Source organism: Halosimplex salinum, from assembly GCF_003730195.1.
Classification (GTDB): domain Archaea; phylum Halobacteriota; class Halobacteria; order Halobacteriales; family Haloarculaceae; genus Halosimplex; species Halosimplex salinum.
Window position 1 is genome coordinate 80,145 of record NZ_QWGG01000008.1, and the last position, 20,568, is coordinate 100,712.

27 protein-coding genes are annotated in these 20,568 nt (G+C 67.8%); 21 read left to right on the forward strand and 6 right to left on the reverse strand.

Annotated elements, in window-relative coordinates:
* Window positions 1-23 precede the first annotated feature (23 nt).
* From D1409_RS18305 to D1409_RS18325, 5 genes are all read left to right on the forward strand, one after another.
* Entirely contained in the window at window positions 24-752 is a 729-nt protein-coding gene (locus D1409_RS18305) for a DsbA family protein (RefSeq protein WP_164471771.1), read from the forward strand.
* Window positions 749-1,294 carry a hypothetical protein gene (locus D1409_RS18310; protein ID WP_123538441.1) on the forward strand — a complete coding sequence of 182 codons (546 nt, stop codon included), beginning with the start codon at window positions 749-751 and terminating at the stop codon, window positions 1,292-1,294. The genes D1409_RS18305 and D1409_RS18310 overlap by 4 nt, the downstream gene beginning before the upstream one ends.
* 81 nt (window positions 1,295-1,375) lie before the next feature.
* Window positions 1,376-1,795 (forward strand): hypothetical protein, encoded by a 420-nt coding sequence (locus tag D1409_RS18315; protein ID WP_123538442.1) that lies wholly within the window; start codon window positions 1,376-1,378, stop codon window positions 1,793-1,795.
* Between the two features lie 63 nt (window positions 1,796-1,858).
* Complete coding sequence (locus tag D1409_RS18320) at window positions 1,859-2,245, forward strand: DUF302 domain-containing protein (protein WP_123538443.1); 387 nt, start codon at window positions 1,859-1,861, stop codon at window positions 2,243-2,245.
* A 77-nt stretch (window positions 2,246-2,322) separates the two neighbouring features.
* A complete protein-coding gene (locus tag D1409_RS18325) occupies window positions 2,323-3,762 on the forward strand; it encodes a multicopper oxidase family protein (RefSeq protein ID WP_235853618.1) in 1,440 nt (479 codons plus the stop codon).
* Between the two features lie 84 nt (window positions 3,763-3,846).
* Here the strand turns inward: D1409_RS18325 and D1409_RS18330 are convergent, their stop codons facing one another.
* A complete protein-coding gene (locus D1409_RS18330; protein WP_123538445.1) occupies window positions 3,847-4,860 on the reverse strand; it encodes a potassium channel family protein in 1,014 nt (337 codons plus the stop codon).
* Between the two features lie 193 nt (window positions 4,861-5,053).
* On the opposite strand from D1409_RS18330, the gene D1409_RS18335 reads away from it, so the two are divergent.
* Genes D1409_RS18335 through D1409_RS18345 form a run of 3 tightly spaced genes read left to right on the forward strand, consistent with a single transcriptional unit; the run spans window position 5,054 to window position 7,084 of the window.
* On the forward strand, window positions 5,054-5,296 hold the full coding sequence (locus D1409_RS18335; protein WP_123538446.1) for a sulfurtransferase TusA family protein: 243 nt from the start codon (window positions 5,054-5,056) through the stop codon (window positions 5,294-5,296).
* Window positions 5,293-6,435: an NAD(P)/FAD-dependent oxidoreductase gene (locus D1409_RS18340; RefSeq protein ID WP_123538447.1), complete on the forward strand. Its 1,143-nt coding sequence runs from the start codon at window positions 5,293-5,295 to the stop codon at window positions 6,433-6,435. Before D1409_RS18335 ends, D1409_RS18340 begins: the two co-directional genes overlap by 4 nt.
* A 1-nt stretch (window position 6,436) precedes the next feature.
* Entirely contained in the window at window positions 6,437-7,084 is a 648-nt protein-coding gene (locus D1409_RS18345) for a DUF1641 domain-containing protein (protein ID WP_123538448.1), read from the forward strand.
* Window positions 7,085-7,271: 187 nt separating this feature from the next.
* On the opposite strand, the gene D1409_RS25610 is transcribed toward D1409_RS18345, so the two are convergent.
* Genes D1409_RS25610 through D1409_RS18355 form a run of 3 tightly spaced genes read right to left on the reverse strand, consistent with a single transcriptional unit; the run spans window position 7,272 to window position 8,226 of the window.
* Window positions 7,272-7,397 carry a hypothetical protein gene (locus D1409_RS25610; RefSeq protein WP_268895831.1) on the reverse strand — a complete coding sequence of 42 codons (126 nt, stop codon included), beginning with the start codon at window positions 7,395-7,397 and terminating at the stop codon, window positions 7,272-7,274.
* Window positions 7,397-7,978 carry a DsrE/DsrF/DrsH-like family protein gene (locus tag D1409_RS18350; protein ID WP_123538449.1) on the reverse strand — a complete coding sequence of 194 codons (582 nt, stop codon included), beginning with the start codon at window positions 7,976-7,978 and terminating at the stop codon, window positions 7,397-7,399. Before D1409_RS18350 ends, D1409_RS25610 begins: the two co-directional genes overlap by 1 nt.
* A gap of 2 nt (window positions 7,979-7,980) precedes the next feature.
* Window positions 7,981-8,226 carry a sulfurtransferase TusA family protein gene (locus tag D1409_RS18355; protein WP_123538450.1) on the reverse strand — a complete coding sequence of 82 codons (246 nt, stop codon included), beginning with the start codon at window positions 8,224-8,226 and terminating at the stop codon, window positions 7,981-7,983.
* A 244-nt stretch (window positions 8,227-8,470) separates the two neighbouring features.
* Here D1409_RS18355 and D1409_RS18360 point away from each other — a divergent pair, with 244 nt between their 5' ends.
* The 8 genes from D1409_RS18360 to D1409_RS18395 all read left to right on the forward strand — a co-directional run bounded on the left by D1409_RS18360 (window position 8,471) and on the right by D1409_RS18395 (window position 14,358).
* Window positions 8,471-9,664, forward strand: coding sequence for an MBL fold metallo-hydrolase (locus D1409_RS18360; protein WP_123538451.1), 1,194 nt, complete (start codon window positions 8,471-8,473; stop codon window positions 9,662-9,664).
* A gap of 8 nt (window positions 9,665-9,672) precedes the next feature.
* Complete coding sequence (locus D1409_RS18365) at window positions 9,673-10,227, forward strand: YeeE/YedE family protein (protein ID WP_123538452.1); 555 nt, start codon at window positions 9,673-9,675, stop codon at window positions 10,225-10,227.
* A 1-nt stretch (window position 10,228) separates the two neighbouring features.
* Entirely contained in the window at window positions 10,229-10,687 is a 459-nt protein-coding gene (locus D1409_RS18370; RefSeq protein WP_123538453.1) for a YeeE/YedE family protein, read from the forward strand.
* A 21-nt stretch (window positions 10,688-10,708) separates the two neighbouring features.
* Complete coding sequence (locus D1409_RS18375) at window positions 10,709-11,890, forward strand: inorganic phosphate transporter (RefSeq protein WP_123538454.1); 1,182 nt, start codon at window positions 10,709-10,711, stop codon at window positions 11,888-11,890.
* A 146-nt stretch (window positions 11,891-12,036) separates the two neighbouring features.
* On the forward strand, window positions 12,037-12,441 hold the full coding sequence (locus D1409_RS18380) for a helix-turn-helix domain-containing protein (protein WP_123538455.1): 405 nt from the start codon (window positions 12,037-12,039) through the stop codon (window positions 12,439-12,441).
* A gap of 130 nt (window positions 12,442-12,571) precedes the next feature.
* Complete coding sequence (gene trxA / locus D1409_RS18385) at window positions 12,572-12,931, forward strand: thioredoxin (RefSeq protein WP_123538456.1); 360 nt, start codon at window positions 12,572-12,574, stop codon at window positions 12,929-12,931.
* Window positions 12,932-13,969 carry an NAD(P)/FAD-dependent oxidoreductase gene (locus D1409_RS18390; protein ID WP_123538457.1) on the forward strand — a complete coding sequence of 346 codons (1,038 nt, stop codon included), beginning with the start codon at window positions 12,932-12,934 and terminating at the stop codon, window positions 13,967-13,969.
* A complete protein-coding gene (locus D1409_RS18395; RefSeq protein WP_123538458.1) occupies window positions 13,969-14,358 on the forward strand; it encodes a hypothetical protein in 390 nt (129 codons plus the stop codon). Before D1409_RS18390 ends, D1409_RS18395 begins: the two co-directional genes overlap by 1 nt.
* A 41-nt stretch (window positions 14,359-14,399) precedes the next feature.
* Here the strand turns inward: D1409_RS18395 and D1409_RS18400 are convergent, their stop codons facing one another.
* Window positions 14,400-14,786: a DUF302 domain-containing protein gene (locus tag D1409_RS18400; RefSeq protein WP_123538459.1), complete on the reverse strand. Its 387-nt coding sequence runs from the start codon at window positions 14,784-14,786 to the stop codon at window positions 14,400-14,402.
* A gap of 98 nt (window positions 14,787-14,884) precedes the next feature.
* Here D1409_RS18400 and D1409_RS18405 point away from each other — a divergent pair, with 98 nt between their 5' ends.
* The 3 genes from D1409_RS18405 (at window position 14,885) to D1409_RS18415 (ending at window position 17,772) form a co-directional block, all read left to right on the forward strand.
* Window positions 14,885-15,787: a winged helix-turn-helix domain-containing protein gene (locus tag D1409_RS18405; protein ID WP_123538460.1), complete on the forward strand. Its 903-nt coding sequence runs from the start codon at window positions 14,885-14,887 to the stop codon at window positions 15,785-15,787.
* 195 nt (window positions 15,788-15,982) lie between these two features.
* On the forward strand, window positions 15,983-16,903 hold the full coding sequence (locus D1409_RS18410) for an ABC transporter ATP-binding protein (protein ID WP_123538461.1): 921 nt from the start codon (window positions 15,983-15,985) through the stop codon (window positions 16,901-16,903).
* Window positions 16,900-17,772 carry an ABC transporter permease subunit gene (locus tag D1409_RS18415; RefSeq protein ID WP_123538462.1) on the forward strand — a complete coding sequence of 291 codons (873 nt, stop codon included), beginning with the start codon at window positions 16,900-16,902 and terminating at the stop codon, window positions 17,770-17,772. The genes D1409_RS18410 and D1409_RS18415 overlap by 4 nt, the downstream gene beginning before the upstream one ends.
* Window positions 17,773-17,844: 72 nt before the next feature.
* Here D1409_RS18415 and D1409_RS18420 read toward each other — a convergent pair whose 3' ends face one another.
* Entirely contained in the window at window positions 17,845-18,147 is a 303-nt protein-coding gene (locus D1409_RS18420; protein ID WP_164471772.1) for a DUF7521 family protein, read from the reverse strand.
* 281 nt (window positions 18,148-18,428) lie between these two features.
* Here D1409_RS18420 and D1409_RS18425 point away from each other — a divergent pair, with 281 nt between their 5' ends.
* Together D1409_RS18425 and D1409_RS18430 are read left to right on the forward strand one after the other, a co-directional pair.
* Window positions 18,429-18,959, forward strand: coding sequence for a DoxX family membrane protein (locus D1409_RS18425; protein WP_123538464.1), 531 nt, complete (start codon window positions 18,429-18,431; stop codon window positions 18,957-18,959).
* Between the two features lie 160 nt (window positions 18,960-19,119).
* Window positions 19,120-20,568, forward strand: a complete 1,449-nt coding sequence (locus D1409_RS18430) for a hypothetical protein (RefSeq protein WP_123538465.1) — start codon at window positions 19,120-19,122, stop codon at window positions 20,566-20,568.

Consider the following 20,568-nt stretch of genomic DNA (forward strand, 5'->3'; position numbering starts at 1 on the left):
GGTATTGGGCAACGATGGATAGCATGAGCAATATTACTCGGCGGCGAGCCCTGTTCGCTGGCGGCGGGATGCTCGCGTTCGGGGGCGGCGTCGGCTACGTCGCGTCGCGGTCCGGATCGAGCGAGCAGCACTACGTCCCGGCTACCTCTCACGGCAGCACTGAGACGACCGGTTTCGGCGTCGACCTCGCTGGACGGCCGATCGCGGGCGAGCGCGACGCCGAAGTGGACATCTACTACTGGACGGACTACCTGTGCCCGTTCTGCGAGCGATTCGAGACGGAGACGCTCCCCGAGATCGGTCGAAACCACCTCGACACCGGCGACGCCCGCCTGGTGGTGCTGTCGTATCCGAACATCGGGGAGTACTCGATGCCGGCGGCGCTCTGGGGGCGGTGCGTGTGGTCACAGGTGGCCGACAGCGACCCCGATGCGTTCTGGAACTGGCACTCGGCGGCCTTCGACGAACAGTCAGAGTCCGGGACGGACTGGGCCGACGACGAAACGTTCACGCAGGTCACCGAACGGACGGACGGCGTGGACGCGTCCGCGGCCGAAACCTGCCGTGCGGAACGTGCCGACTCGATCCGGGAGAGCGTGGACGCGAATCTCGCCGTAGCCCAGGAGGCCGGGATTCAGGGGACGCCCGGGTTCGTCCTCTACAACCGGGAATCCGGGGCTGCTGGTAAGATGGTCGGGGCGCACCCCTACGAGAACTTCGCCGACGCGATCGACCAGGTGACGGAGTCGTGAGCGGACCCCGCGCCAGCGCGAGTCGCGACTGGGCTCGCGGGCTCCGCGAGGCACTCGTCTACCCGCTCACGTCGGACGTGCGGTTGCTGTCGGCCGCCGTCGGGACAGTCCTCACGTACGTCGTCCTGGTGTTGAGCTCGTTTCCGCAGTTCTCGGTCCAGGTGCTCGCCAGCGATCCGACCGACGTCGTCTACGCGGTCAGCGCGCTCACGCGGGAAGTGTACCTGAGTACCGGTGCACTCGGGCTCGCCCTGGTCGCCGGGTACGCGGTACTGACCGGCGTCGCGACCACCAACGCGCTCGCGCTGGTCCGCCGCGCACGTCGCCGCGGCGCGTCGACGATAGTCGGCGTCCTCCCCGGAGTGTTCGCCGCCGGCTGTGCGAGCTGTGGCGCGGGCGTACTCGGAGCGCTGGGCTTCGTCGGCGCGATGGCGGCGCTCCCGTTCGACGGCAACCTCCTCCGGGCCGGCGGGATCGCCCTGCTCCTCTTTTTCCTCGCCAGAGCGGGCGACCCGCGAACCTGCTCGGTCGACCCAGCGTGACCATGCGATGGAGCGATCGACGACGGACGATCGAGAGAGGACGCATCTTGTGGACGCACTGGGCTCGACGGGGGCGCGTCGATGACTGATCGGTCGCGTCCGCGACCCGGCAGGAGCGTCGGCGTCGGCGTCGTGACCTTCCTGCTGTTCGGGGTCGTGACCGGGCTGATCCCGAATCCGGTCTACGTTCGCATGGTAGATCGCACTCCGTTCGATTACCTGTTTCTCGTCGCCACGGCGACGTTCGCGGCCGCCTTCGTCTACCAGCGGTCGCTGACAGACGATCCGGTCGGGGACCGTTACGCCGCCGGCGGCGTCGTCGGCGGATTCCTGGCGTTCGGCTGCCCGATCTGTAACGCCCTGCTGCTGGCGCTGTTCAGTTCGTCGGCGCTGATGACGCACTTCGACCCGTTGCGACCGGCGCTCGGTGCGGTGAGCGTCGTCGCCTTCGGCGGACTCCTCTACTATCAGCGACGGCGCTGCGAGGCGTGTGGCCGCTGATAGGTCACGCGTCACAGCACTCGCCGCGAAAGAGTCATCAGTGCTCTAGCGCTATTGTTCCGTATGGAATATACTGTGCAGCAGCAGGTGGACGGCGAGTTCGACGACGTGGTCGAGCGAACGATCGACGCCCTCGGCGACGAGGGATTCGGCGTCCTCTGTGACATCGACGTCCGGGCCACCTTCGCGGAGAAACTCGACGAGGAGTTCCGCCGGTACCGGATCCTCGGCGCGTGCAACCCGGCACTGGCACTCGAGGGGCTCGAGGAGGAGATCGAACTCGGCGCCCTCCTGCCCTGCAACGTCGTCGTCTACGAGCGGGACGACGGGGACGTCGTCGTGAGCGCCGTCGATCCGGAGCGGCTCGTGGGTCTCGCCGGGAACGACGAACTCGACTCGATCGCCGAGGAGGTCGGCGACCGGTTCGAGCGCGTCCTCGGGTCGCTGTGAGCCGGCCGTCCGCTCCCGCCAGACGACGGTTCCTGCAGGCGCTGGCCGGAGCGGGGGCGAGTGGACTCGCCGGGTGTGTGCCGACGGACGGGACGGATCCGGACGACACGTCCAGCCCGTCCCCCCGCAGCCCGCCGTCCGGGTCCGCCGACGTGCGGGCCGAACTGACGGCCGCGCCGGGCGGGGTCCAGCCCGGCGCGGACGCGACGGCCGAGAACTGGCTGTACGACGGCGCGTTCCCCGGGCCAGAACTCCGCACGAGCGAGGGCGACGTGGTCGAGGTCGAACTGCGCAACGACCTCGCGGACGGAACGACGATCCACTGGCACGGCGTCCCCCTGGCCAACGAGATGGACGGCGTCCCGGACGTCACGCAGGACCCGGTCGAGTCCGGCGGTTCGTTCACCTACCGGTTCCGGGCCGACCCCGCGGGAACGTTCTTCTTTCACAGCCACGTCGGACTCCAGCTGGACCGCGGGCTCCTCGCGCCGCTGATCGTCGAGGAGGACGACCCGCACGTGGAGTTCGACCGCGAGTACACCGTCGTCGTCGACGACTACCTCGACGGCGAGCCGCGCCCGCTCTCCGAACTCGAATCGGGGGGCGGACCGACGGGGGATGGCCGTGGCGGCTCCGACGGAGGCGGCGGTCGCGGAGGTGGCGGTCCCGGGGGCGGCGGCCGCGGCGGTCCCGGTAGGAGCGACGGTGGAAGCGACGGCCGCGCCGGCCCGATGGACGGCCCGCGACCGCCATACGCCGGACTCCTGATGGGGGGACGACTGCCGGACGACCCCCGGTCGTATCCGGTCAGCGAGGGCGAACGCGTCCGGTTCCGGTTCGTCAACGCGAGCAGCGCGACGGCCTTCCGGGTGCGCGCCGGCGGTCACCCCCTGACCGTGAGCCACGCCGACGGCCGCCCGGTCGAGCCGGTGACCGTGGACTCGTTCGTCTTCGGCTCGGGCGAGCGCTACGACGCGATCGTCGAGGCCGAGAATCCGGGCACGTGGGAGATCCGCGCGGACGCCGTCAACGGCGACGAACCTCCGGCGCGAGCCCGCATGACGTACGAGGGGTCCGACGCGTCCGCGTCGCCGCGGGAACCTTCGGGCACCGGTCGGGAACTCGGGTACGGCGACCTGCAGGCGCTCTCGCCGCTGGAGGGAATCGACGGGAGCCCGGACCGGACGTTCGACCTGACGCTGTCGGGGCGCCGTGGCGGAACGGAGTGGCTCATCGACGGGGAGGCGTATCCCGACGCCGACCCGCTCGACGTCCGCCAGGGAGACCACGTCAGGGTCAGGATGGTGAACCGTAGCCCCGTCCTGCACCCGATGCACCTCCACGGTCACTTCTTCCAGGTCGGGGACGCGGTCAAGGACACCGTCGTGGTCCCCGGGCACAGGAGCGAGGTCACGTTCGACTTCGTCGCCGACAACCCGGGCGACTGGCTGTTCCACTGCCACAACCTCTACCACCTTGAGTCCGGGATGGCCCGCGTCGTGCGATACGTCGAGTGACGAGCGAAGTCGTGAAACTGGACGGTCCCCGCGGATACCGAGCCCCGGCAGTAGACGGCCGCCGTCGCGGCTGGCCGGTTCCGGCTATCCGCTCCGCCGGTCGTCTTCCGGGGACGGCCACTCTCGCGCGTCGGACTCGACGAGCCCGAGCAGCCTTCGGCGACGGTCGCTCAGGCCGTCCAGCGACTCCGCGAACGCCTCGTCCGAGACGGTCGGAACACCCGACTCGCGCAGCCGGGCTAGATCGGGGGGGTCTGGCGGGCGTTCGGCGGCGTCGACGAAGGCCCCGTGGAGCGTGTCGAGGTAGGTTTCGACGCTCGCACGGGCGGCCTGCACGACGACGGCGTCGGGCCGATGTCGCTCCGGAACGCCGAACCGGAGGAGCGTCAACGCCTCGTCGAGGGTCGCGATCCCGACTGTCGGCGCTCGTTCCGGGCGATCGCTGTAGAAGTAGTGGAGGATCGGGTACGCCTTGTGGTTCGCCGTGAGCGCGTTGAGTTGACTGGTGAACTCGTTCAGCGGGAGTTCGAGCCCCTCGAACCCCTCGCCGTCCCATGCGCTTCGGACGACGGTCTCCCCGTTCGTTCCGAGGCCGGCCACGCCGCTGGCGAACGTTCGCTTCTGGGTGACCGCATCGAGGACCGAGAGCGCGTACGTGACGACGAGCGTCACGAAGAGCAAGCCGCTGGCGGTCGTCAGGACGGTGACGACCTGCCAGACGCCCTGTCGGGGGACGAAGTCACCGTTTCCCAGGGTGAATATTGTGTACCCGACGAAGTATACCAGGTCGGACAACGAGACGGGTCCCCGGTCGAGGGTGTCGACGAGGGCGGTCTCGGCGCTCGCGAACACCAGCGTCCAGCCGACCCACAGGAGAGCGATCCAGACGCCGAGACCGAGAGCGAACACCAGCGGCCCCGCGAGCGTGAGGGCCCGCGAGTTCCGACCCCACGTCCTCCGCAGGAGCCGCCAGGTCCCATCCATCAGGCGCGACGTCATCGGGCCCGCGCCGCCCTCTACCCAGAGCGTCGTCCACACGAGGTCCGCGATGGTGCCCAGGAGGAGGGCGACGCCGAGTGCGAGATAGAGGACGTTCACGGGTCTCACTACGTCGCGTCGACTGTTAATCGAACGGGGTCCGTACCCGTAGACCGGCGTCCGCGCGAACGAAGGTGTCCCCGTTGCGACCGGTCCGCGACGTCGAGCATCTATACCTCGCGGGTGATTTTTCAGAATCTTGGAACGGCTATACAATATTAATACATCTCGGCGCCGAGGTTCACCCACAACGATGACTGACACAGACGTCGAGTACGACGAGAGCGTCGACGCGCGGGGCGCGGCCTGCCCCGGTCCGCTCATGGACCTCATCGGGAAGATGCGGGACGTCGATTCCGGGACGGTAGTGCGGCTGGTGAGCGACAACGACCGGTCGCTGACCGACGTCCCCGAGTGGGCCGCGGAGGCCGGCAACGACCTGCTCGCGGTCGAAGAGGGCGAGGACCACAACGAGTTCTACGTGGAGAAAGCGTGACCGAGCACATCGTCGTCGTCGGCGGCGGGACCGGGGGAACCGTGCTCGCGAACGACCTGGCCGACCGGCTGGACGCCGAGATCGACGCCGGTGACGTCCGGGTCAGCCTGATCAACGACGACCCGGACCACGTGTACAAGCCGGTCTGGCTGTACGTGCCCTTCGGGCAGCGGGAACCGGCGGACGGCCGCCGGCCCCTCGCCGACCTCGTCGACGACCGGGTCGACCTGCGGATCGACCGCGTGACGGAGATCGACACCGACGCGAAGCGGCTCCGCCTCCAGGGGTCGCCCCAGTCGGTGGGGTACGATTACCTCACGCTGGCGACCGGGTCGACGCTGGCACCGGAGGAGATCCCCGGTCTCGCGGAGGGCGGGCACGACTTCTACAGCGAGTCGGGCGCCACCGCGCTGCGGGAGGAACTGCTCTCGTTCACCGAGGGGACGCTCGTGTTGAGCGTCGTCGGGACGCCGCACATGTGTCCGGCCGCCCCCCTGGAGTTCGTGTTCATGGCCGACAGCTGGTTCCGCGAGCGCGGGCTCCGAGAGGACGTGGACATCGTGTACACCTACCCCATCCAGCGCGTTCACGGCAACCCCCACATCGCCGAGTGGGCCCGACCGATCATGGACGAACGCGGCATCGAGGTCGAGACGTTCTTCAACACCGAAGCGGTCGACCCCGAAGCGCGAACGATCACCTCGATGGAGGGGACCGAACTCGACTACGACCTCCTCGTGGACATCCCGCCCCACAGCGGGGTGGACCTGATCGAGGCGGCGGGGCTGGGCGACGGCTGGGTCGACGTCGACAGACATACGCTGGAGGCCGAGGCCGCCGAGGACGTCTACGCGCTCGGCGACACGGCCGACACGGGCGTCCCCAACGCCGGCAGTGTTGCCCACTACCAGGCGGGCGTCGTCGGGCAGCGACTCGCCAGCGAGGTTCGCGGGCGGCCGCCCACGGCGACCTACGACGGCAAGACGCTGTGTTTCGTCGAGACGGGGATGGACGCGGCGTCGTTCGTCGAGTTCGACTACGAAAATCCGCCGTCGCCGGCGCCGCCCTCGGAGAAGCTCCACTGGTCGAAACTGGCGTACAACGAGTCCTACTGGCTGACCGCGCGGGGGCTGCTCTGAGATGTCCGGGGAAGCCACCGTCGCCGACGGCGAGCTCGCGGCGGCCATCGAGGAGAACCCGGAGGCGGTCGCCGCGTTCGTCCGCCGGCTCGACGGCGTCAACGACCTGCTGGACGTGCTCGCGCTCGGCGAGAGCGCGCTGACCGACGACATGGTCCGGGAGCTCTCGGGCACGACCGCGACGCTCGCCGAGTCCGCCGACGAGATCGCGACCGACGAGACCGTGGGACTGGCCGGCGCGGTCGGCGACAACGGCGCCGCGCTACAGGACGCCCTCGAATCGCTGGTGGAACTCCAGCGGACCGGTACCCTCGACGAACTGGTCGAACTCGCCGAGGTGCTGTCGCTGGCCACGGCCGCGCTCGACGACGAGATGGTCCGGTCGCTGGCCGCCACCGGCGGCTCGCTGGGCGAGCTCGCACAGACCGCGGCCGACGACGACGCGCGAGACGGGATCGAGACGCTGCTGGAGGGCGTCGGTGAGGCCGAGCGCGAGGACCCCGAACAGGTCGGCCCCGTCGGACTCGTCCGTGCAGTCCGGGACCCGGACGTCCAGTACGGACTCGGCTACCTCCTCGCGCTCGCCGCCGCCCTCGGCCGGGCTCGATCGGCCGACGCCGCCGAGCACAGCGGCCCTCACCGGCAGTAACCACTCGCGCCAACCCGTATTGTCTAATTCATCCAAGATTGTTGAAACACGCGGCGCGCCCCCTCGAACCACGAACCACAGCGTGCGCTGACGCGGTCGACGGGGTCGGCGTCGGCGACGTTCGGGGCCGGATCCGAGTCGCGTCGCTGTCGGTCTCGATTGGTTGGGGACGTACTTGTCCCGAAAATTACTGGCCGTCGACGCCGCCGTCCGCGCGGGTGACGACCGCGGACCCCTGGTGTTCGAAGCAGACCGCGAGCTCGGTGTCGGGGCCGACGATCCGGCCGGTCGGGCTTCGATCGGTCGGTTCCATCAGACGAGGAGCTGGATGTCGGCGTCGGCCATGTCCTGGATGGCGGTGGCGGCACCGACGCCGGTGGTGACGCCGTCGTAGAAGTCGGCTTCGTCGTAGTCCATCAACTCGATGGTCATCTGGCAGGCCTGGAACTCCACGCCCATGTCCAGGCTGGTCTCGATGAGTTCTTCGATGGTGGCCGTCTCGTTGTCGTCGATCCGTTTTTCCATCAGTTTCGTCGTGACGCGGTCCATGCCGGGGAGCGCGCCGACGACGTTCGGGACGGGCATGTTGGGGTTGCCGACGGAACTGAGCTGGAGGTCCCTCGACCGTTCCTCGTGGAGGATGTCCAGTCCCCAGAACGTGTGGAACACCGTGACCTCGTAGCCGAACGCGGCCGCTGTGCTCGCGAGGATCAGCGGCGGGTAGGCCATGTCGAGGGTGCCTTTCGTCGCGATGATCGACATCTTCTTGCCGTCGTCGTCGTCGCTGTCGGCGCTCACCGCGGCGAGTTGCTCCTCGAGTTCGTCGACGCGTGCGGCGAGTTCCGCGCGGGAGGGCGTCTCCTCGGCCGTCGCGTCGGGTGTGTCCGTGCTCATGGTCACTCCGTCTTGCGGACGTAGTGTCTGTACACGCCGTCGCCCTCCTCCTGACTCAGCAGTTCGACACCGGCGGTGCCGTCCGCCCAGCCGGCGATGTCGCTCATGCTGCCGGAGTCGGTCGCCAGCACCTCGAGTACCTCGCCAGCGGCGAGGTCGTCGATGGCCGACTTGGTTTTCACGACCGGCATGGGGCACGATGCGCCTTTCACGTCCAGCGTCTCCGTAATTTCGTATTCCGAACTCATGGTTGATCCGCTCCGATGTTCTGTATTGGAGCTAACGCACAATACCATGTCGGTCGGTAAAAGATTGTTGATTCTTGTGAGTGGTATAAACAGCCGCTATACTGAGGGCGCCGTCGATAGCCTGTGGACCGAGGATCTCGCGAAGCGCGACGAATCGAGCGGAATCTGCTGAAGTAATATTGTATGGTTGGTGGATTTCTATGCAAACGCTTTTATGCACCTACCCGGTAGTTGGGAGTACGAAATGAACGCCGAAGACTTCCCGACGCCCGACGTCGACGTCGAGAGCATCGACCCGGAGACGCTGAAGGGGCGTATCGACGACGGCGAGGACGTCACGCTCCTCGACGCGCGCATGGAATCGGAGTACGACGAGTGGCACATCGACGGCGAGACTGTCGAATCGATCAACGTCCCGTACTTCCAGTTCCTCGAGGACGAGATCGACGACGCCGTCCTGGAACAGATCCCGGACGACCGCGAGGTCACGGTCCTCTGTGCGAAGGGCGGCGCCAGCGAGTTCGTCGCCGGTTCCCTGGCCGAGCGCGGCTACGACGTCCACCACCTCGAGGACGGCATGAACGGCTGGGCGAGCATCTACGAGGCCGTCGAGGTCACCGACTACGACGGCGCCGGCACCCTCCTCCAGTACCAGCGCCCTTCCTCGGGGTGTCTGGGCTACCTGCTGTACGACGACGGCGAAGCCGCGATCATCGACCCGCTTCGAGCGTTCACCGACCGCTATCTGTCGGACGCTGCCGACCTCGGCGTCGAGCTGAAATACGCGCTCGACACGCACGTCCACGCCGACCACATCTCGGGCGTCCGCGACCTCGACGAGGAGGGCGTCGAGGGCGTCATCCCCGCGGCCGCCGTCGACCGCGGCGTCACCTACGCCGACGAACTGACGACTGCGGAAGACGGCGACACGTTCCAGGTCGGCGACGCGACCATCGAGGTCGTCTACACGCCCGGTCACACGACCGGGATGACCTCCTACCTGGTCGACGACAGCCTGCTCGCCACCGGCGACGGCCTCTTCGTCGAGAGCGTTGCTCGCCCCGATCTCGAGGAGGGCGACGAGGGCGCACCCGACGCCGCGGAGACGCTCTACAAATCGCTCCAGGAGCGCGTGCTCGCGCTCCCCGACGACACGCTCGTCGGCGGCGCCCACTACAGCGACGCCGCGCAACCGGCCGAGGACGGCACGTACACCGCCTCGATCGGGGGCCTCGTCGACGAGATGGACGCACTCACGATGCAGGCGGGCGACTTCGTGCAGGTCGTCCTGTCCGATATGCCGCCCCGTCCGTCCAACTACGAGGAGATCATCGCGACGAATCTCGGGCAGAACGCCGTCGACGACGACGAGGCGTTCACCCTGGAACTCGGCCCGAACAACTGCGCGGCGAGCCAGGGCTCGCTCGCGGGTGACTGAACGCGACGATGACTGATCCGATCGCACTACAGGCGGCCGCCGAACTGTTCCCGAACGGGGTCAGTCGCTACGCCGTCGGTGGTCTGCTCGTCGGGCTCGGCGCCGTCGTGATCTACCTCGGGACTGGGATCGCCGCCGGGGCGAGCACCTTCCTCGAGTCGACGCTGTCGTACGTCTCCGACCAGTCGCGATTCCAGCGATACGTCGCCTCCCGTGACTGGCGAGTCGTCTTCACGCTCGGGATCATCGCGGGTGCCGCGGTGTTCGCGGCGACGGTCCAGTCCGGCGTGATCACGACCTCGCTCTACGAGGCCGGGTCGACCGGCCAGCTCTACGACGTCGGCGGCGTCACCCTCTGGATGACCGACGTCCAGCCCTGGCGGCTGTTCGTCGGGGGCATCCTCGTCGGCATCGGTACCCGGATCGGAAAGGGCTGCACGTCGGGACACGGCGTCTGCGGGGTCGGATCGGCCTCGAAGACGTCCATCGTCGGTGTGATCACGTTCCTGACGGTGGCCATCGGCACGGCCCAGATAGTGTCCGCGCTGGGGGTGAGTCCGTAACATGGCGGACCGTCACCCGCTGTTTATGCCGCTGATACTCGTCGGCGGCCTGATCTTCGGATTCGGGCTCGGCTTCAGCCAGATGGCCCGCCCGGAGGTCGTGCTGGATTTCCTCCAGTTCGAGGACTTCGGCCTGCTGTTCGTCATGTTCGGTGCCGCAATCGTCTCCGGGGTCGCCTTCGCGGTGATGCCGCGGGTCCGCGACCGCGCCCCGCTGACCGGCGACGCCTACGAGCGCCGCCTGAAGTCCTTCGACCGGAACGTGCTGGTCGGGGGCGCGATATTCGGCGTCGGCTGGGGGCTGTCGGGCATCTGTCCCGGCGCCGCCTACGCCAGCCTCGGCACCGGAAACGTCGCGATCCTCTGGGCGCTCGCCGGGATGTTCGTCGGCGCGTACCTCCAGGGGTACTGGCGGAGTCACACCGCAGACACGGACGCCGCCACCTCGGCCGCGGACTGACAGTTCACGACCTGCTCACTGATGGAACTCTCACTCCTCGCGCTGTTTCTGATCGCCGGACTGGCGAGTCTGTTCATGGCGTGGGTCATCGGTGCGGGATCGAGCGGCGCGACGCCGTTCGCACCCGCCGTCGGTGCCAACGCCATCTCGACGATGCGGGCCGCGCTCGTCGTCGGCGTCCTCGGGCTCGCCGGCGCCGTCACGCAGGGCGCGAACGTCTCCGAGGCCGTCGGTCGCGGCCTGATCGGAGGCGTGACGCTGCCGGTGACGGGCGTCATCACCGTCCTGCTGATCGGAGCCGGACTCATGGCGATCGGTATCAGGACCGGGTACCCCATCGCGACGGCGTTCACCGTCACCGGCTCGGTGATCGGCGTCGGACTCGCGCTCGGCGGCTCGCCCGTCTGGCCGAAGTACCTGGAGATCGGCACCGTCTGGGTCCTGACGCCGTTCGTCGGCGGCGGCATCGCCTACGCCATCGCCAGCGTCCTCCCCCGCCCGGACGTCCCGGAACGGTACAGCATCGCGCTGCTGGCGGGCGTCGTCGCGGCGGTCCTCGCGAACGTCGAGTTCGGCTTCCTCGGTCCGGGCGGGTCTGCGGGCTCGCTCGCGACGGCTCTCCGGCGCTTCCTGGGCCTGGAGACCACGGTCGCACTGGCGGCGATCACGGTGTTCGTGGCCGTGACCGTCGGCGTCGTCGTCTCGTGGGACATCCGTCGCGACGAGGCGGGCGGGCTCAGGCGAGTGCTGCTCTCGCTCGGCTCACTCGTCGCGTTCTCCGCGGGCGCCAGCCAGGTCGGGCTCGCTGTCGGGCCGCTCCTCCCGATCCTCGACGACACGCTGGTCACGTCGTTCGCCGTCCTCGTCGGGGGCGGCCTCGGGATCCTCGTCGGCTCGTGGACGGGCGCGCCGCGGATGATCAAGTCGCTGGCGCGGGACTACTCCTCGCTCGGACCGCGGCGGTCGATCGCCGCACTGGTCCCGTCGTTCCTGATCGCCCAGCTCGCCGTCCTGCTCGGCGTCCCCGTGTCGTTCAACGAGATCGTCGTCAGCGCGATAATCGGGAGCGGCGCAGCCGTCGGTGGCAGTGACGCGATCAGCGCGAGAAAGATACTCGTGACCGTCGGTGCGTGGCTGGCGTCGTTCGGAGTGGCGTTCGTCCTCGGCTACGGATCGATTGTCGTCCTGACGACCGTGTCGTAGCCCTCGCGGACTCTCCTCCCCGGAATCCGCTCGTTCGTCGACCGACAACCGAACTGGACTCCCGCTCCGGCCGGACTCGTGGATACGATTGTACGGATCGTACACAAGTCTTATACCCGCGAATTACGTAGGTCCCTGCGATACCGATGCCAGATTCGATGTCTGAACAACTCAGGCAGGACATGGTCTGTGAGGGACTCCTCGAGTGTTTCCACGGACTGAAAGAACTCGACAAGGAGTGTTTCCGGGCGCTCGTAGAGACCGGCGAGCCGCTCACAGTCGACGAACTCGCCGAGGCCGTCGACCGCGAGCGATCGACCGCCTATCGCGCCGTCCAGCGACTTCTCCAGGCCGGGTTCATCCAGAAAGAGCAGGTCAACTACGACCAGGGCGGGTACTACCACGTGTACAGACCGACTGACCCCGCGCAGATCGCCGACGACATGCAGCGAATGCTCAACGAGTGGTACGCCAAGATGGGACAGCTCATCCAGGAGTTCGAGGACAAGTACGAACGCGAAGACGCGGCGGCGCCGTCCGTCGAAGGCTGACTGCGCGACTGTTCGAACCGTTCACTCCCTCGTTTTGGACTCTCCGACAGAGCCACCGGTCAACCGCTGTCAATAGTATTGTGCAAAACACCCAAAACCCTTAACTACTGGTGGCGCGTACGAACTGACGATGACAGCAGATACCGCAGCCGACGCGAGTGCAGTGACTCCGACCGAGCCCGTCCACGTCGACGGCGGTGACGAACTCGACGAACTCGTCGCCGAGAGCGGCGTCGTCCTCGCGGACTTCTACGCCGACTGGTGTGGCCCCTGCCGGATGCTCGAGCCGGTCGTCGAGACCCTCGCCGAGGAGACGGACGCGGCCGTCGCGAAGATAGACGTCGACGCCAACCAGCCCCTCGCCGGGACCTACGGCGTCCGCGGCGTCCCGACGCTCGTCCTGTTCGCCGACGGTGAGCAGGTCGAGGAGATGGTCGGGGTGCAGGGCGAAGACCAGTTGCGCTCGGTGATCGAGCGGTACACCGAATAGATGAGCGACGTGCACGACCTCGTCGTCGCCGGATCGGGCGTCGCAGGCCTCTCGGCGGCCGTCTACGCCGCCCGCGCCGACCTCGACCCCCTCGTCCTCGAGGGCGACGAGCCGGGCGGCCAGCTGACGCTCACGACCGACGTCGAGAACTACCTCGGCTTCCCCGACGGTGTCGGCGGGATGGAGCTGATCCAGCGCGGGAGAGACCAGGCCGAGCGGTTCGGCGCCGAGTTCCGCCATGGCAGCATCGAAGCGGCCGACCTCGACGGACGGCCGATGGAACTCTCGCTCTCGACGGGCGAGACGCTCCGTACTCGCGCGCTCGTCGTCGCGACGGGCGCCAGCGCCCGCTGGGTCGGTGCGGACGGCGAAGACGAACTGATGGGCTACGGCCTCTCGACGTGTGCGACCTGCGACGGCGCGTTCCACAGGGGCGACGACGTGCTCGTCGTCGGCGGCGGCGACAGCGCGATGGAGGAGGCGCTCTTCCTCGCGAAGTTCGCCGATTCGGTCACCGTCCTCCACCGCCGTGCGGACCTCCGTGCGTCGGAGATCATGGCCGAGCGCGCACGCGAACACGACGACATCGAGTTCGCCTGGAACACGGAACTCGTGGCCATCCACGGGTCGACCGAGGAGGGCGTCACCGGCGCGACGGTCGTCTCGCATCCCGACGGACATCCGGCGGAGACGTACGAGGCCGGCGGCGACGTCACGATGGACGAACTCGACGTCGGCGGCGTGTTCTACGCGATCGGACACGAGCCCAACACCGAGTTCTTCCGGGACACCGCGGTCGAACTCGACGACAGCGGGTACGTACAGACCGCCGGCGGAGGCGACGCGTGGGCGACGACGGAGACGGCGGTCGACGGCGTCTTCGCCGCCGGTGACGTGATGGACCCCGACTACCAGCAGGCGGTCACTGCCGCCGGCACGGGGAGCATGGCCGCACTCGACGCCGAAACGTGGCTCGAGGCGGCCCCGCTCGACTCGGCCCAGCCCGCAGTTCCGGTCCCCTCGGAGGCCGACGACTGATGGGAACGACGGACAGGCGCGAGCGCAACCTGACCGACCCGTCGACCGTCGAGGACCAGGCGGACCGAGTCGTCGTCTCGTTTCGGTCACCGGAGACCGACCCCGACGAGGACGACAACTGGTGGGTCGCCGACAGCGAGTGGCTCCGGGAGAACATGACGGAACACACCTATCGGCGCTACCTCCGGTGGGCCCACGCCGGGCCGGTCTCCGTCGGCGACGAGTGGGAGGAGTTCGTCAACTGCGGCTGTGCGAGCCCGGAGGACGTGATCCTGCGCGTCGAGCAGGTCGACGGCGGCTCCGGCATCGGGTCGGAGACGACCATCGACGTCGTGCCACGCAGGGACGTCCTCGGGACCGGAACGCCGGCCCCGGACCCGGTCGAGTGACCGGAACTATCGATGCCGGGTTTCTGCCGTTCAGAGGTCGCTCAGAGTTCGCTCAGAACCCGCTCGAACCGCTCGGAGACGTCGCCGGAGATCCCGTCGAGCTCCGGGTTGTCGGCGATTCCGACCAGCTCTGACGGGTCGACCGCGCTCACCGTGACCGCGCCGTCGTCGGTCTCGTAGACGACGACGTTGCACGGGAGGAGCGCACCCAGTTCGATCTCCGCTTCGAGCCCCTGGAAGGCGAGTTCGGGGTTGCACGCGCCGAGGATTCGATACCGGCGGAACTCTCTGTCGAGCTTCTCCGCGAACGTCGCCTGCACGTCGATGTCGCAGAGGACGCCGAAGCCCTCGTCTTCCAGCGCGGCGACCGTCTGATCGACGACGTCGTCGAACGAGCCGCTGACACGCTTTTGGGTAGTATATGCCATACTATACACGATAACCTGGACAGTGATGACTGTTGGGGCGCTCGGCGGGGTCGAAATAGGTGAATTTCATGGCACTGCCCCACCGAGGCACTACGCAGATGATCGATGCAGATCGAAACGACCGGATCTCCGAAGCGGTGGTGGAGGGCATCGAGGCGCTCGGGAGCCCCCAGCGGCTCGAGATCCTGTTCGCGCTGTCCGAGGCGGAGCGGGAGCACCGGCGACAGTGGCACACGCTCACCTTCACCGAACTGCACGACGCGGTGGCCGTCGAGAGCTCCTCGCAGTTCTCGTATCACCTCGACCGGCTCGTCGACCAGTTCGTCGACGAGACGTCCGACGGCTACCGGCTCACCTACAGCGGCCGGAAACTGATCCGGAGCGTCCTCTCGGGCGTCTACGAGAGCACCGCGACGTTCGACGAGCGCGCCGTCGACGGCGTCTGCGTCTTCTGTGAAGCGGACTCGCTGGTCGCGACGCTGGAACAGGAGTCGTTCCTCGTTCGGTGCAGCGCCTGCGATACGACGCTCGTCAACGACTGCTTCCCGCGAAGTCAGTCGCGGAACCGCTCGCCGGCGGCGATAGTCGAGAGTTTCGGCTATCGGATCTGGAGTTCGTACGTGCACCTCCGTGGCGCCATCTGCCCGGAGTGTTACGGTCGCGTCGAGACGACCGTCGAGGCCCACGAGGTCGAGAGCCAGACCCGGTACACGCACGGCTGTTCGTGCTCGAACTGCGGCTTCACGATCCACCTGCCGGTCGAAGTCGCGGTCGCGTTCCACCCGGCGGCTCTCGCCCGCTTCTGGGAACACGGCGTCTCTGTACTGGACACCCCGCTCTGGGAACTGTTCGAATACGTCGCGACGGACGCCTTCGTGACCGACGCCGGTCCCGGCGGATCGGACGAACTCGTCTGCACGCTCTCCCTCGGCGACGAGTCGCTCGACTTCGAGATCGACGAGACGCTCCGGGTATCACCGCTTCGAGCACCGGACCAGTGAACGGCCCGTCCGGTCCGCTCCGACCCGACCGCCGGCGACGGCCGCAACGACTCGGCATCGATCGCTCAAGGAAATTTGAGTTACGTCGCTGTCAAGTGTAAGAAAAATAACAATACTTATCCCGGCCTGCAGCCTCTCTGTAGCGTATGCGTGACGACAGACATATCGAGGACGGGACGGTCTGGAGGGTCCTGAATGGCCGCGATTGAGATCGACGGTCTGACGAAACGGTTCGGAGAGGTCGTCGCCGTCGACGGACTCGACCTGACCGTCGAGGACGGGGAGATATTCGGGTTTCTGGGACCGAACGGCGCCGGGAAGTCGACGACGATCGACATCCTGCTCGATTTCATTCGACCGACCGAGGGGTCCGTGACCGTCCTCGGTCACGACGCACAGAGCGAGGGCGAGGCCGTCCGGAGACGGACTGGGGTGTTGCCCGACGCCTACCACGTCTACGACCGGCTCACCGGCCGGCAGCACGTCGAGTTCGCCATCGAGATGAAAGACGTCGCCGAGGACCCGATGGCGCTGCTCGACCGGGTGGGGATCGCGGACTCCGCCCACCGGAAGGCCGGCGGGTATTCGAAGGGGATGCGCCAGCGGCTCGTCCTCGCGATGGCGCTCGTCGGCGACCCCGACTTGCTCGTCCTCGACGAGCCCTCCACCGGGCTGGACCCCAACGGCGCCCGAGAGATGCGTGACATCATCCGTCAGGAGAACGACCGCGGGACGACGGTGTTCTTCTCCAGTCACGTGATGGAGCAGGTCGAGGCGGTCTGCGACCGCGTCGCGATCATCGACCGCGGCCAACTCGTCGCCGTCGACACGATCGACGGGCTCCGTGACGCGACGGAGACGGGCGAGATCCTGTACGTCTACGTCACCGACCTCGACGACGGGACGGTCGATTCGGTCTCGAGACTCGACGGGGTCGGTTCCGCCTCGGTCCACGACGGACGGCTCCGCGTCTCCGTCGACGGCGTGTCGAAGTTCGCTGTCCTGCACGCCATCGACGAGTCCGTCGTCCCCGTGCAGGACTTCTCGGTCGTCGAGTCCTCGCTGGAGGACCTGTTCGTCCGGTACACCGCCGAGGAACGGGAGGGGACGGCATGACGTGGCTGATCGTCGCGAAGAAGGACTTCCGTGACGCCGTCCAGTCGCGGGCGCTCTGGGCGCTCGTCGTCGGCTTCGTCCTGCTGTCGCTGCTCTCGACGTACGCCTACGTCGAAGTCCCGGAGATGTTCGGCGAGCCGGGCGGCGCCACGTTCACGGGCCTGCTGTTTTTCACCGTCGGACTCACCGGGCTGTTCGTCCCGCTGGCCGCGATCGTGGTCTGCTACAAGTCGCTCGCGGGGGAGCGGGAACTCGGCAGCATCAAACTGCTGCTCTCGTTGCCGACGAACCGGGGCAGCGTGTTCGCCGGGAAGGTCGCCGGGCGCGCGGCGGTCCTGGCGTTCGGTCTCGGCGTCGGCATCGCGGTCGGCCTCCTGGTCGGAACCGTCCTGCTCGGCGAGGTCGACGCCGTCGGAGCGCTGGTATTCCTGCTCGTGACGCTGGTGTTCGGGGCGGTGTACGCCACCATCGTGGTCGGGCTCTCGGCGACGACGGGGTCGACGTCGCGCGCGACGACGCTGGCGCTCGGGTTCTTCGTCGTCTTCGAACTGTTCTGGGACACGATCCCGATGGGGTTCCTGTACGTCGCCGAGGGGTTCTCGATGCCGTCGACGTTCCCCGACTGGTTCTACTTCCTCACACAGCTCTCGCCGTCCTCGGCGTACCTCTCGACGGTCGTCGCACTGGTCCCGGAACTCGGCGACGCGGCCGTCGGCGACGCGTCCGGGGCGGGTGCCGGCGTCGAGGTGAGCCAGACCGGCGTCGACCCGTTCTACCTGTCGCCCGAGATGGGCATCGTCGTCCTCGCCGCCTGGTTCGTCGTCCCCTTCGTCGTCGGCTACTACCGATTCGACGCCGCCGACCTCTGAACCCGGCGGAGACCGGACCCACGGTCACGGGCACCGGCCGTGTCGGTCCCGACTGCTCCGCTCGTCCTCGGTTCAGGCGCTCAGCGTCCGCGGCGCGTCGTAGAGGGATCCGAGTAACAGGACGAACCCCGGCGCCACGAGCAGCCCCTGGACGAGTAACGTCCCTTCGGCGTCCAGTCCGAACACCAGCGCGGCGATCGCGCCCAGGAACAGTCCGAGTGTGATCGTCCCGAAGCCGTAGCTGAACAGTCGGAGCGAGCGCGAGTCTCTGCGACTTGCGGCCCGGTGAGCGAGATACGAGATGATGCTGCCGAAGACGAGCGTCGCGGTCGTCACGGCGACGATCAGCATCACCAGCGGAGCGGTTGGTATCATGGGTGCAGTGGCTGTGGGCGCAGGCGGTGCTGACCCCGGTCGGAACGGGGCCGGTGCGTTCGGGCGTTCGGGCGTTCGACGATCTAACTCCGGTCGTTACCTGAACCTACCGTGGCGACCGTCTTCAAACGCCGATACGGTTCCCAGTCGGCGAGAACAGCGATGCTCTCGGCAACTGACGGGGGTCTCGCTCACCCCGCCTCCTCGAGCGGGCTCGATCCCAGCCGATGGGAATCTCGGGACGGCTTATTGAGCCAGTACAGAGAGGTAGAACCGTACGGATGGCTACCAGAGAGCTCGAATCCAAGGTGTTCGGCTGGGACGTGGAGTTCACGTACTCCGAGACGTGGATCGGCTACGCGCTGTTCGGTCTGCGCGTCATCATGGGCTGGACGTTCTTCTACGCCGGGATCACGAAGGTGATCGACCCGGAGTGGAGCGTCCGCGGGTTCCTGCTGTACGCGATCCCCGAGGGCAACCCGCTGACCGGGCTGTGGACGACGATGGGCAACGACTGGGCCTGGCTCCTGACGCCGATGAACCAGATCGGACTGACGCTGATCGGACTCGCGCTGATCCTCGGGCTGTTCGTCCGCTTCAGCGCGTTCTGGGGCGCCACGATGATGCTGTTCTACTGGCTCGCCAGCTACCCGTTCGACAACGCGCTGCTCATCGACTACCACATGGTGTACATCTTCCTGCTGTTCGGGCTCGGGGCGTTCGGGGCCGGGCGGATCCTCGGACTCGACCAGCGGATCGAGGAACTGGAGATCGTTCGGGACAACCCGCGCCTGACGCTGTTCCTCGGCTGACGGCTGAGGACCACCACCCCCCGTTTTCGGTCGCGACTACCCGGTAGCGACCGCGTTCTCGTCGACGCGACCGGCCGAGACCGCCCATAAACCTTGTCGTATCCGTCGCCAGCGTGTAATCCGGCGTGGACGTATTGGATCGAGGCGCGAACGGTCGCACATGGACGACAAGACAGGAGTGTCCAGCAGCCTGCGGGAGACGTTAGAGCGCCACCGTCGCGGCAGCGAGTCGGACGGGACGCTCGTGCTCAGCGACCAGGAGGGGTACGTCGGCGACACGATCACCCTCAAGGGCCGCAACTTCCCCGCGGACGAGAGCTACGACCTGCTCTGGAACTCGACCGAGGGGCGCTGGGGCGTGCTGGAGGCCAACGAGATCGTCGGCCCGCAGTACCAGCCCCGCACCGACACGATCGCGACGGTCCGAACGGACGAGTCCGGGGCGTTCGACGAGGAGTGGACGGTCCCCGAAGACTACGGCGGCGCACACCGGATCCAGGTCCAGAACGGCGACGGGAACGTCGTGGCGCGCGCGGAGTTCTCGATCACGCCGTGGTTCGAGATCGACCGCACCGAGGCCCCGCTGGGCGAGGCGTTCACGATCACCGGCTACGGGATCGGTCCGAACGTCGTCACCAACAACTACCAGGTGTCGTGGGACAACGGCAACGTCGGGTTCGTGACCGGCGTGATGAACCGCGGGACCGCGACCGCCGAGATCCGGGCGGTCGGCCCGCCGGGCGAGCACGTGATCCAGGTGTGGCGCAACTACAAGGGCGTCCCGTACCTCCAGAACAACACGCAGTCGCCGTACGGCCCCGTCGCGGGCGGTCGACAGTCGGTCTGGACCGTCGAGGTGACCGAACCCGACGACGACCCGCGGACCGCCTGGGTCGACCCGCTGCTGGACGAGAAGCCGATGAGCGTCCACTACCCAGAACTCGACGCGGACACCGAGGCCACCCTCGATATCTCCCCGACCTCGGGGCAGGCGGGCACGACCGCCTTCCTCACCGGCACCGACTTCCCGCCCGAGACCGAGGTCGACCTGATCTGGTACCGCCACGAGGGCCACCGGGTCAAGGGGATCCCGATCACGCCGGAGGCGAAACCGGACGTGCTCCCGACCGTGACCACCGACGAGGACGGGAGCTTCCAGGTCGAGATCGCCATCCCCCGCGAAGAGGGGTCGACCCGTCCGATCACCGCCGCCGTCGACGGTCGCGAGGTCGCGGTGACCGGCTTCATGATGCAGCCGTCGATCGAGACGTTCGCGCCCGTCAGGGGCCCGGTCGGCACGGAGATCGAGATCGAACTCTCCGGCATCGGCTGGACGATCTACGAGAACGCCCCGTTCTTCGTCTACGACAACACGCCGCTGGGCTACGTCTGCGGGACCGCCGGCGACGACAAGCAGGGGACCGTCCGCGCGAAGCTCCGGGCCGCCGGCGAACCGGGCTACCACTTCATCGACATCTACCCCAGCCTCTTCGACATGCAGGAGGAGAAACCCGAGTTCGACGTCAGACCCCACCTGTCGTACCTCGACAACCACCCGGTCCGGCCGCTCCCGGCCCTGCACATGGCCTTCGAGGTCACCGAGGAGTGA

Bases quoted from the DNA above. Each gene is read 5' to 3' on its own strand.
- D1409_RS18305 (WP_164471771.1), top strand. From the start codon at position 24: ATGAGCAATATTACTCGGCGGCGAGCCCTGTTCGCTGGCGGCGGGATG.
- D1409_RS18315 (WP_123538442.1), top strand. From the start codon at position 1,376: ATGACTGATCGGTCGCGTCCGCGACCCGGCAGGAGCGTCGGCGTCGGC.
- D1409_RS18320 (WP_123538443.1), top strand. From the start codon at position 1,859: ATGGAATATACTGTGCAGCAGCAGGTGGACGGCGAGTTCGACGACGTG.
- D1409_RS18335 (WP_123538446.1), top strand. From the start codon at position 5,054: ATGACTGACACAGACGTCGAGTACGACGAGAGCGTCGACGCGCGGGGC.
- D1409_RS18345 (WP_123538448.1), top strand. From the start codon at position 6,437: ATGTCCGGGGAAGCCACCGTCGCCGACGGCGAGCTCGCGGCGGCCATC.
- D1409_RS25610 (WP_268895831.1), bottom strand. From the start codon at position 7,397: ATGGAACCGACCGATCGAAGCCCGACCGGCCGGATCGTCGGCCCCGAC.
- D1409_RS18350 (WP_123538449.1), bottom strand. From the start codon at position 7,978: ATGAGCACGGACACACCCGACGCGACGGCCGAGGAGACGCCCTCCCGC.
- D1409_RS18355 (WP_123538450.1), bottom strand. From the start codon at position 8,226: ATGAGTTCGGAATACGAAATTACGGAGACGCTGGACGTGAAAGGCGCA.
- D1409_RS18360 (WP_123538451.1), top strand. From the start codon at position 8,471: ATGAACGCCGAAGACTTCCCGACGCCCGACGTCGACGTCGAGAGCATC.
- D1409_RS18365 (WP_123538452.1), top strand. From the start codon at position 9,673: ATGACTGATCCGATCGCACTACAGGCGGCCGCCGAACTGTTCCCGAAC.
- D1409_RS18370 (WP_123538453.1), top strand. From the start codon at position 10,229: ATGGCGGACCGTCACCCGCTGTTTATGCCGCTGATACTCGTCGGCGGC.
- D1409_RS18375 (WP_123538454.1), top strand. From the start codon at position 10,709: ATGGAACTCTCACTCCTCGCGCTGTTTCTGATCGCCGGACTGGCGAGT.
- D1409_RS18380 (WP_123538455.1), top strand. From the start codon at position 12,037: ATGCCAGATTCGATGTCTGAACAACTCAGGCAGGACATGGTCTGTGAG.
- trxA (WP_123538456.1), top strand. From the start codon at position 12,572: ATGACAGCAGATACCGCAGCCGACGCGAGTGCAGTGACTCCGACCGAG.
- D1409_RS18390 (WP_123538457.1), top strand. From the start codon at position 12,932: ATGAGCGACGTGCACGACCTCGTCGTCGCCGGATCGGGCGTCGCAGGC.
- D1409_RS18395 (WP_123538458.1), top strand. From the start codon at position 13,969: ATGGGAACGACGGACAGGCGCGAGCGCAACCTGACCGACCCGTCGACC.
- D1409_RS18400 (WP_123538459.1), bottom strand. From the start codon at position 14,786: ATGGCATATACTACCCAAAAGCGTGTCAGCGGCTCGTTCGACGACGTC.
- D1409_RS18405 (WP_123538460.1), top strand. From the start codon at position 14,885: ATGATCGATGCAGATCGAAACGACCGGATCTCCGAAGCGGTGGTGGAG.
- D1409_RS18410 (WP_123538461.1), top strand. From the start codon at position 15,983: ATGGCCGCGATTGAGATCGACGGTCTGACGAAACGGTTCGGAGAGGTC.
- D1409_RS18415 (WP_123538462.1), top strand. From the start codon at position 16,900: ATGACGTGGCTGATCGTCGCGAAGAAGGACTTCCGTGACGCCGTCCAG.
- D1409_RS18420 (WP_164471772.1), bottom strand. From the start codon at position 18,147: ATGATACCAACCGCTCCGCTGGTGATGCTGATCGTCGCCGTGACGACC.
- D1409_RS18425 (WP_123538464.1), top strand. From the start codon at position 18,429: ATGGCTACCAGAGAGCTCGAATCCAAGGTGTTCGGCTGGGACGTGGAG.
- D1409_RS18430 (WP_123538465.1), top strand. From the start codon at position 19,120: ATGGACGACAAGACAGGAGTGTCCAGCAGCCTGCGGGAGACGTTAGAG.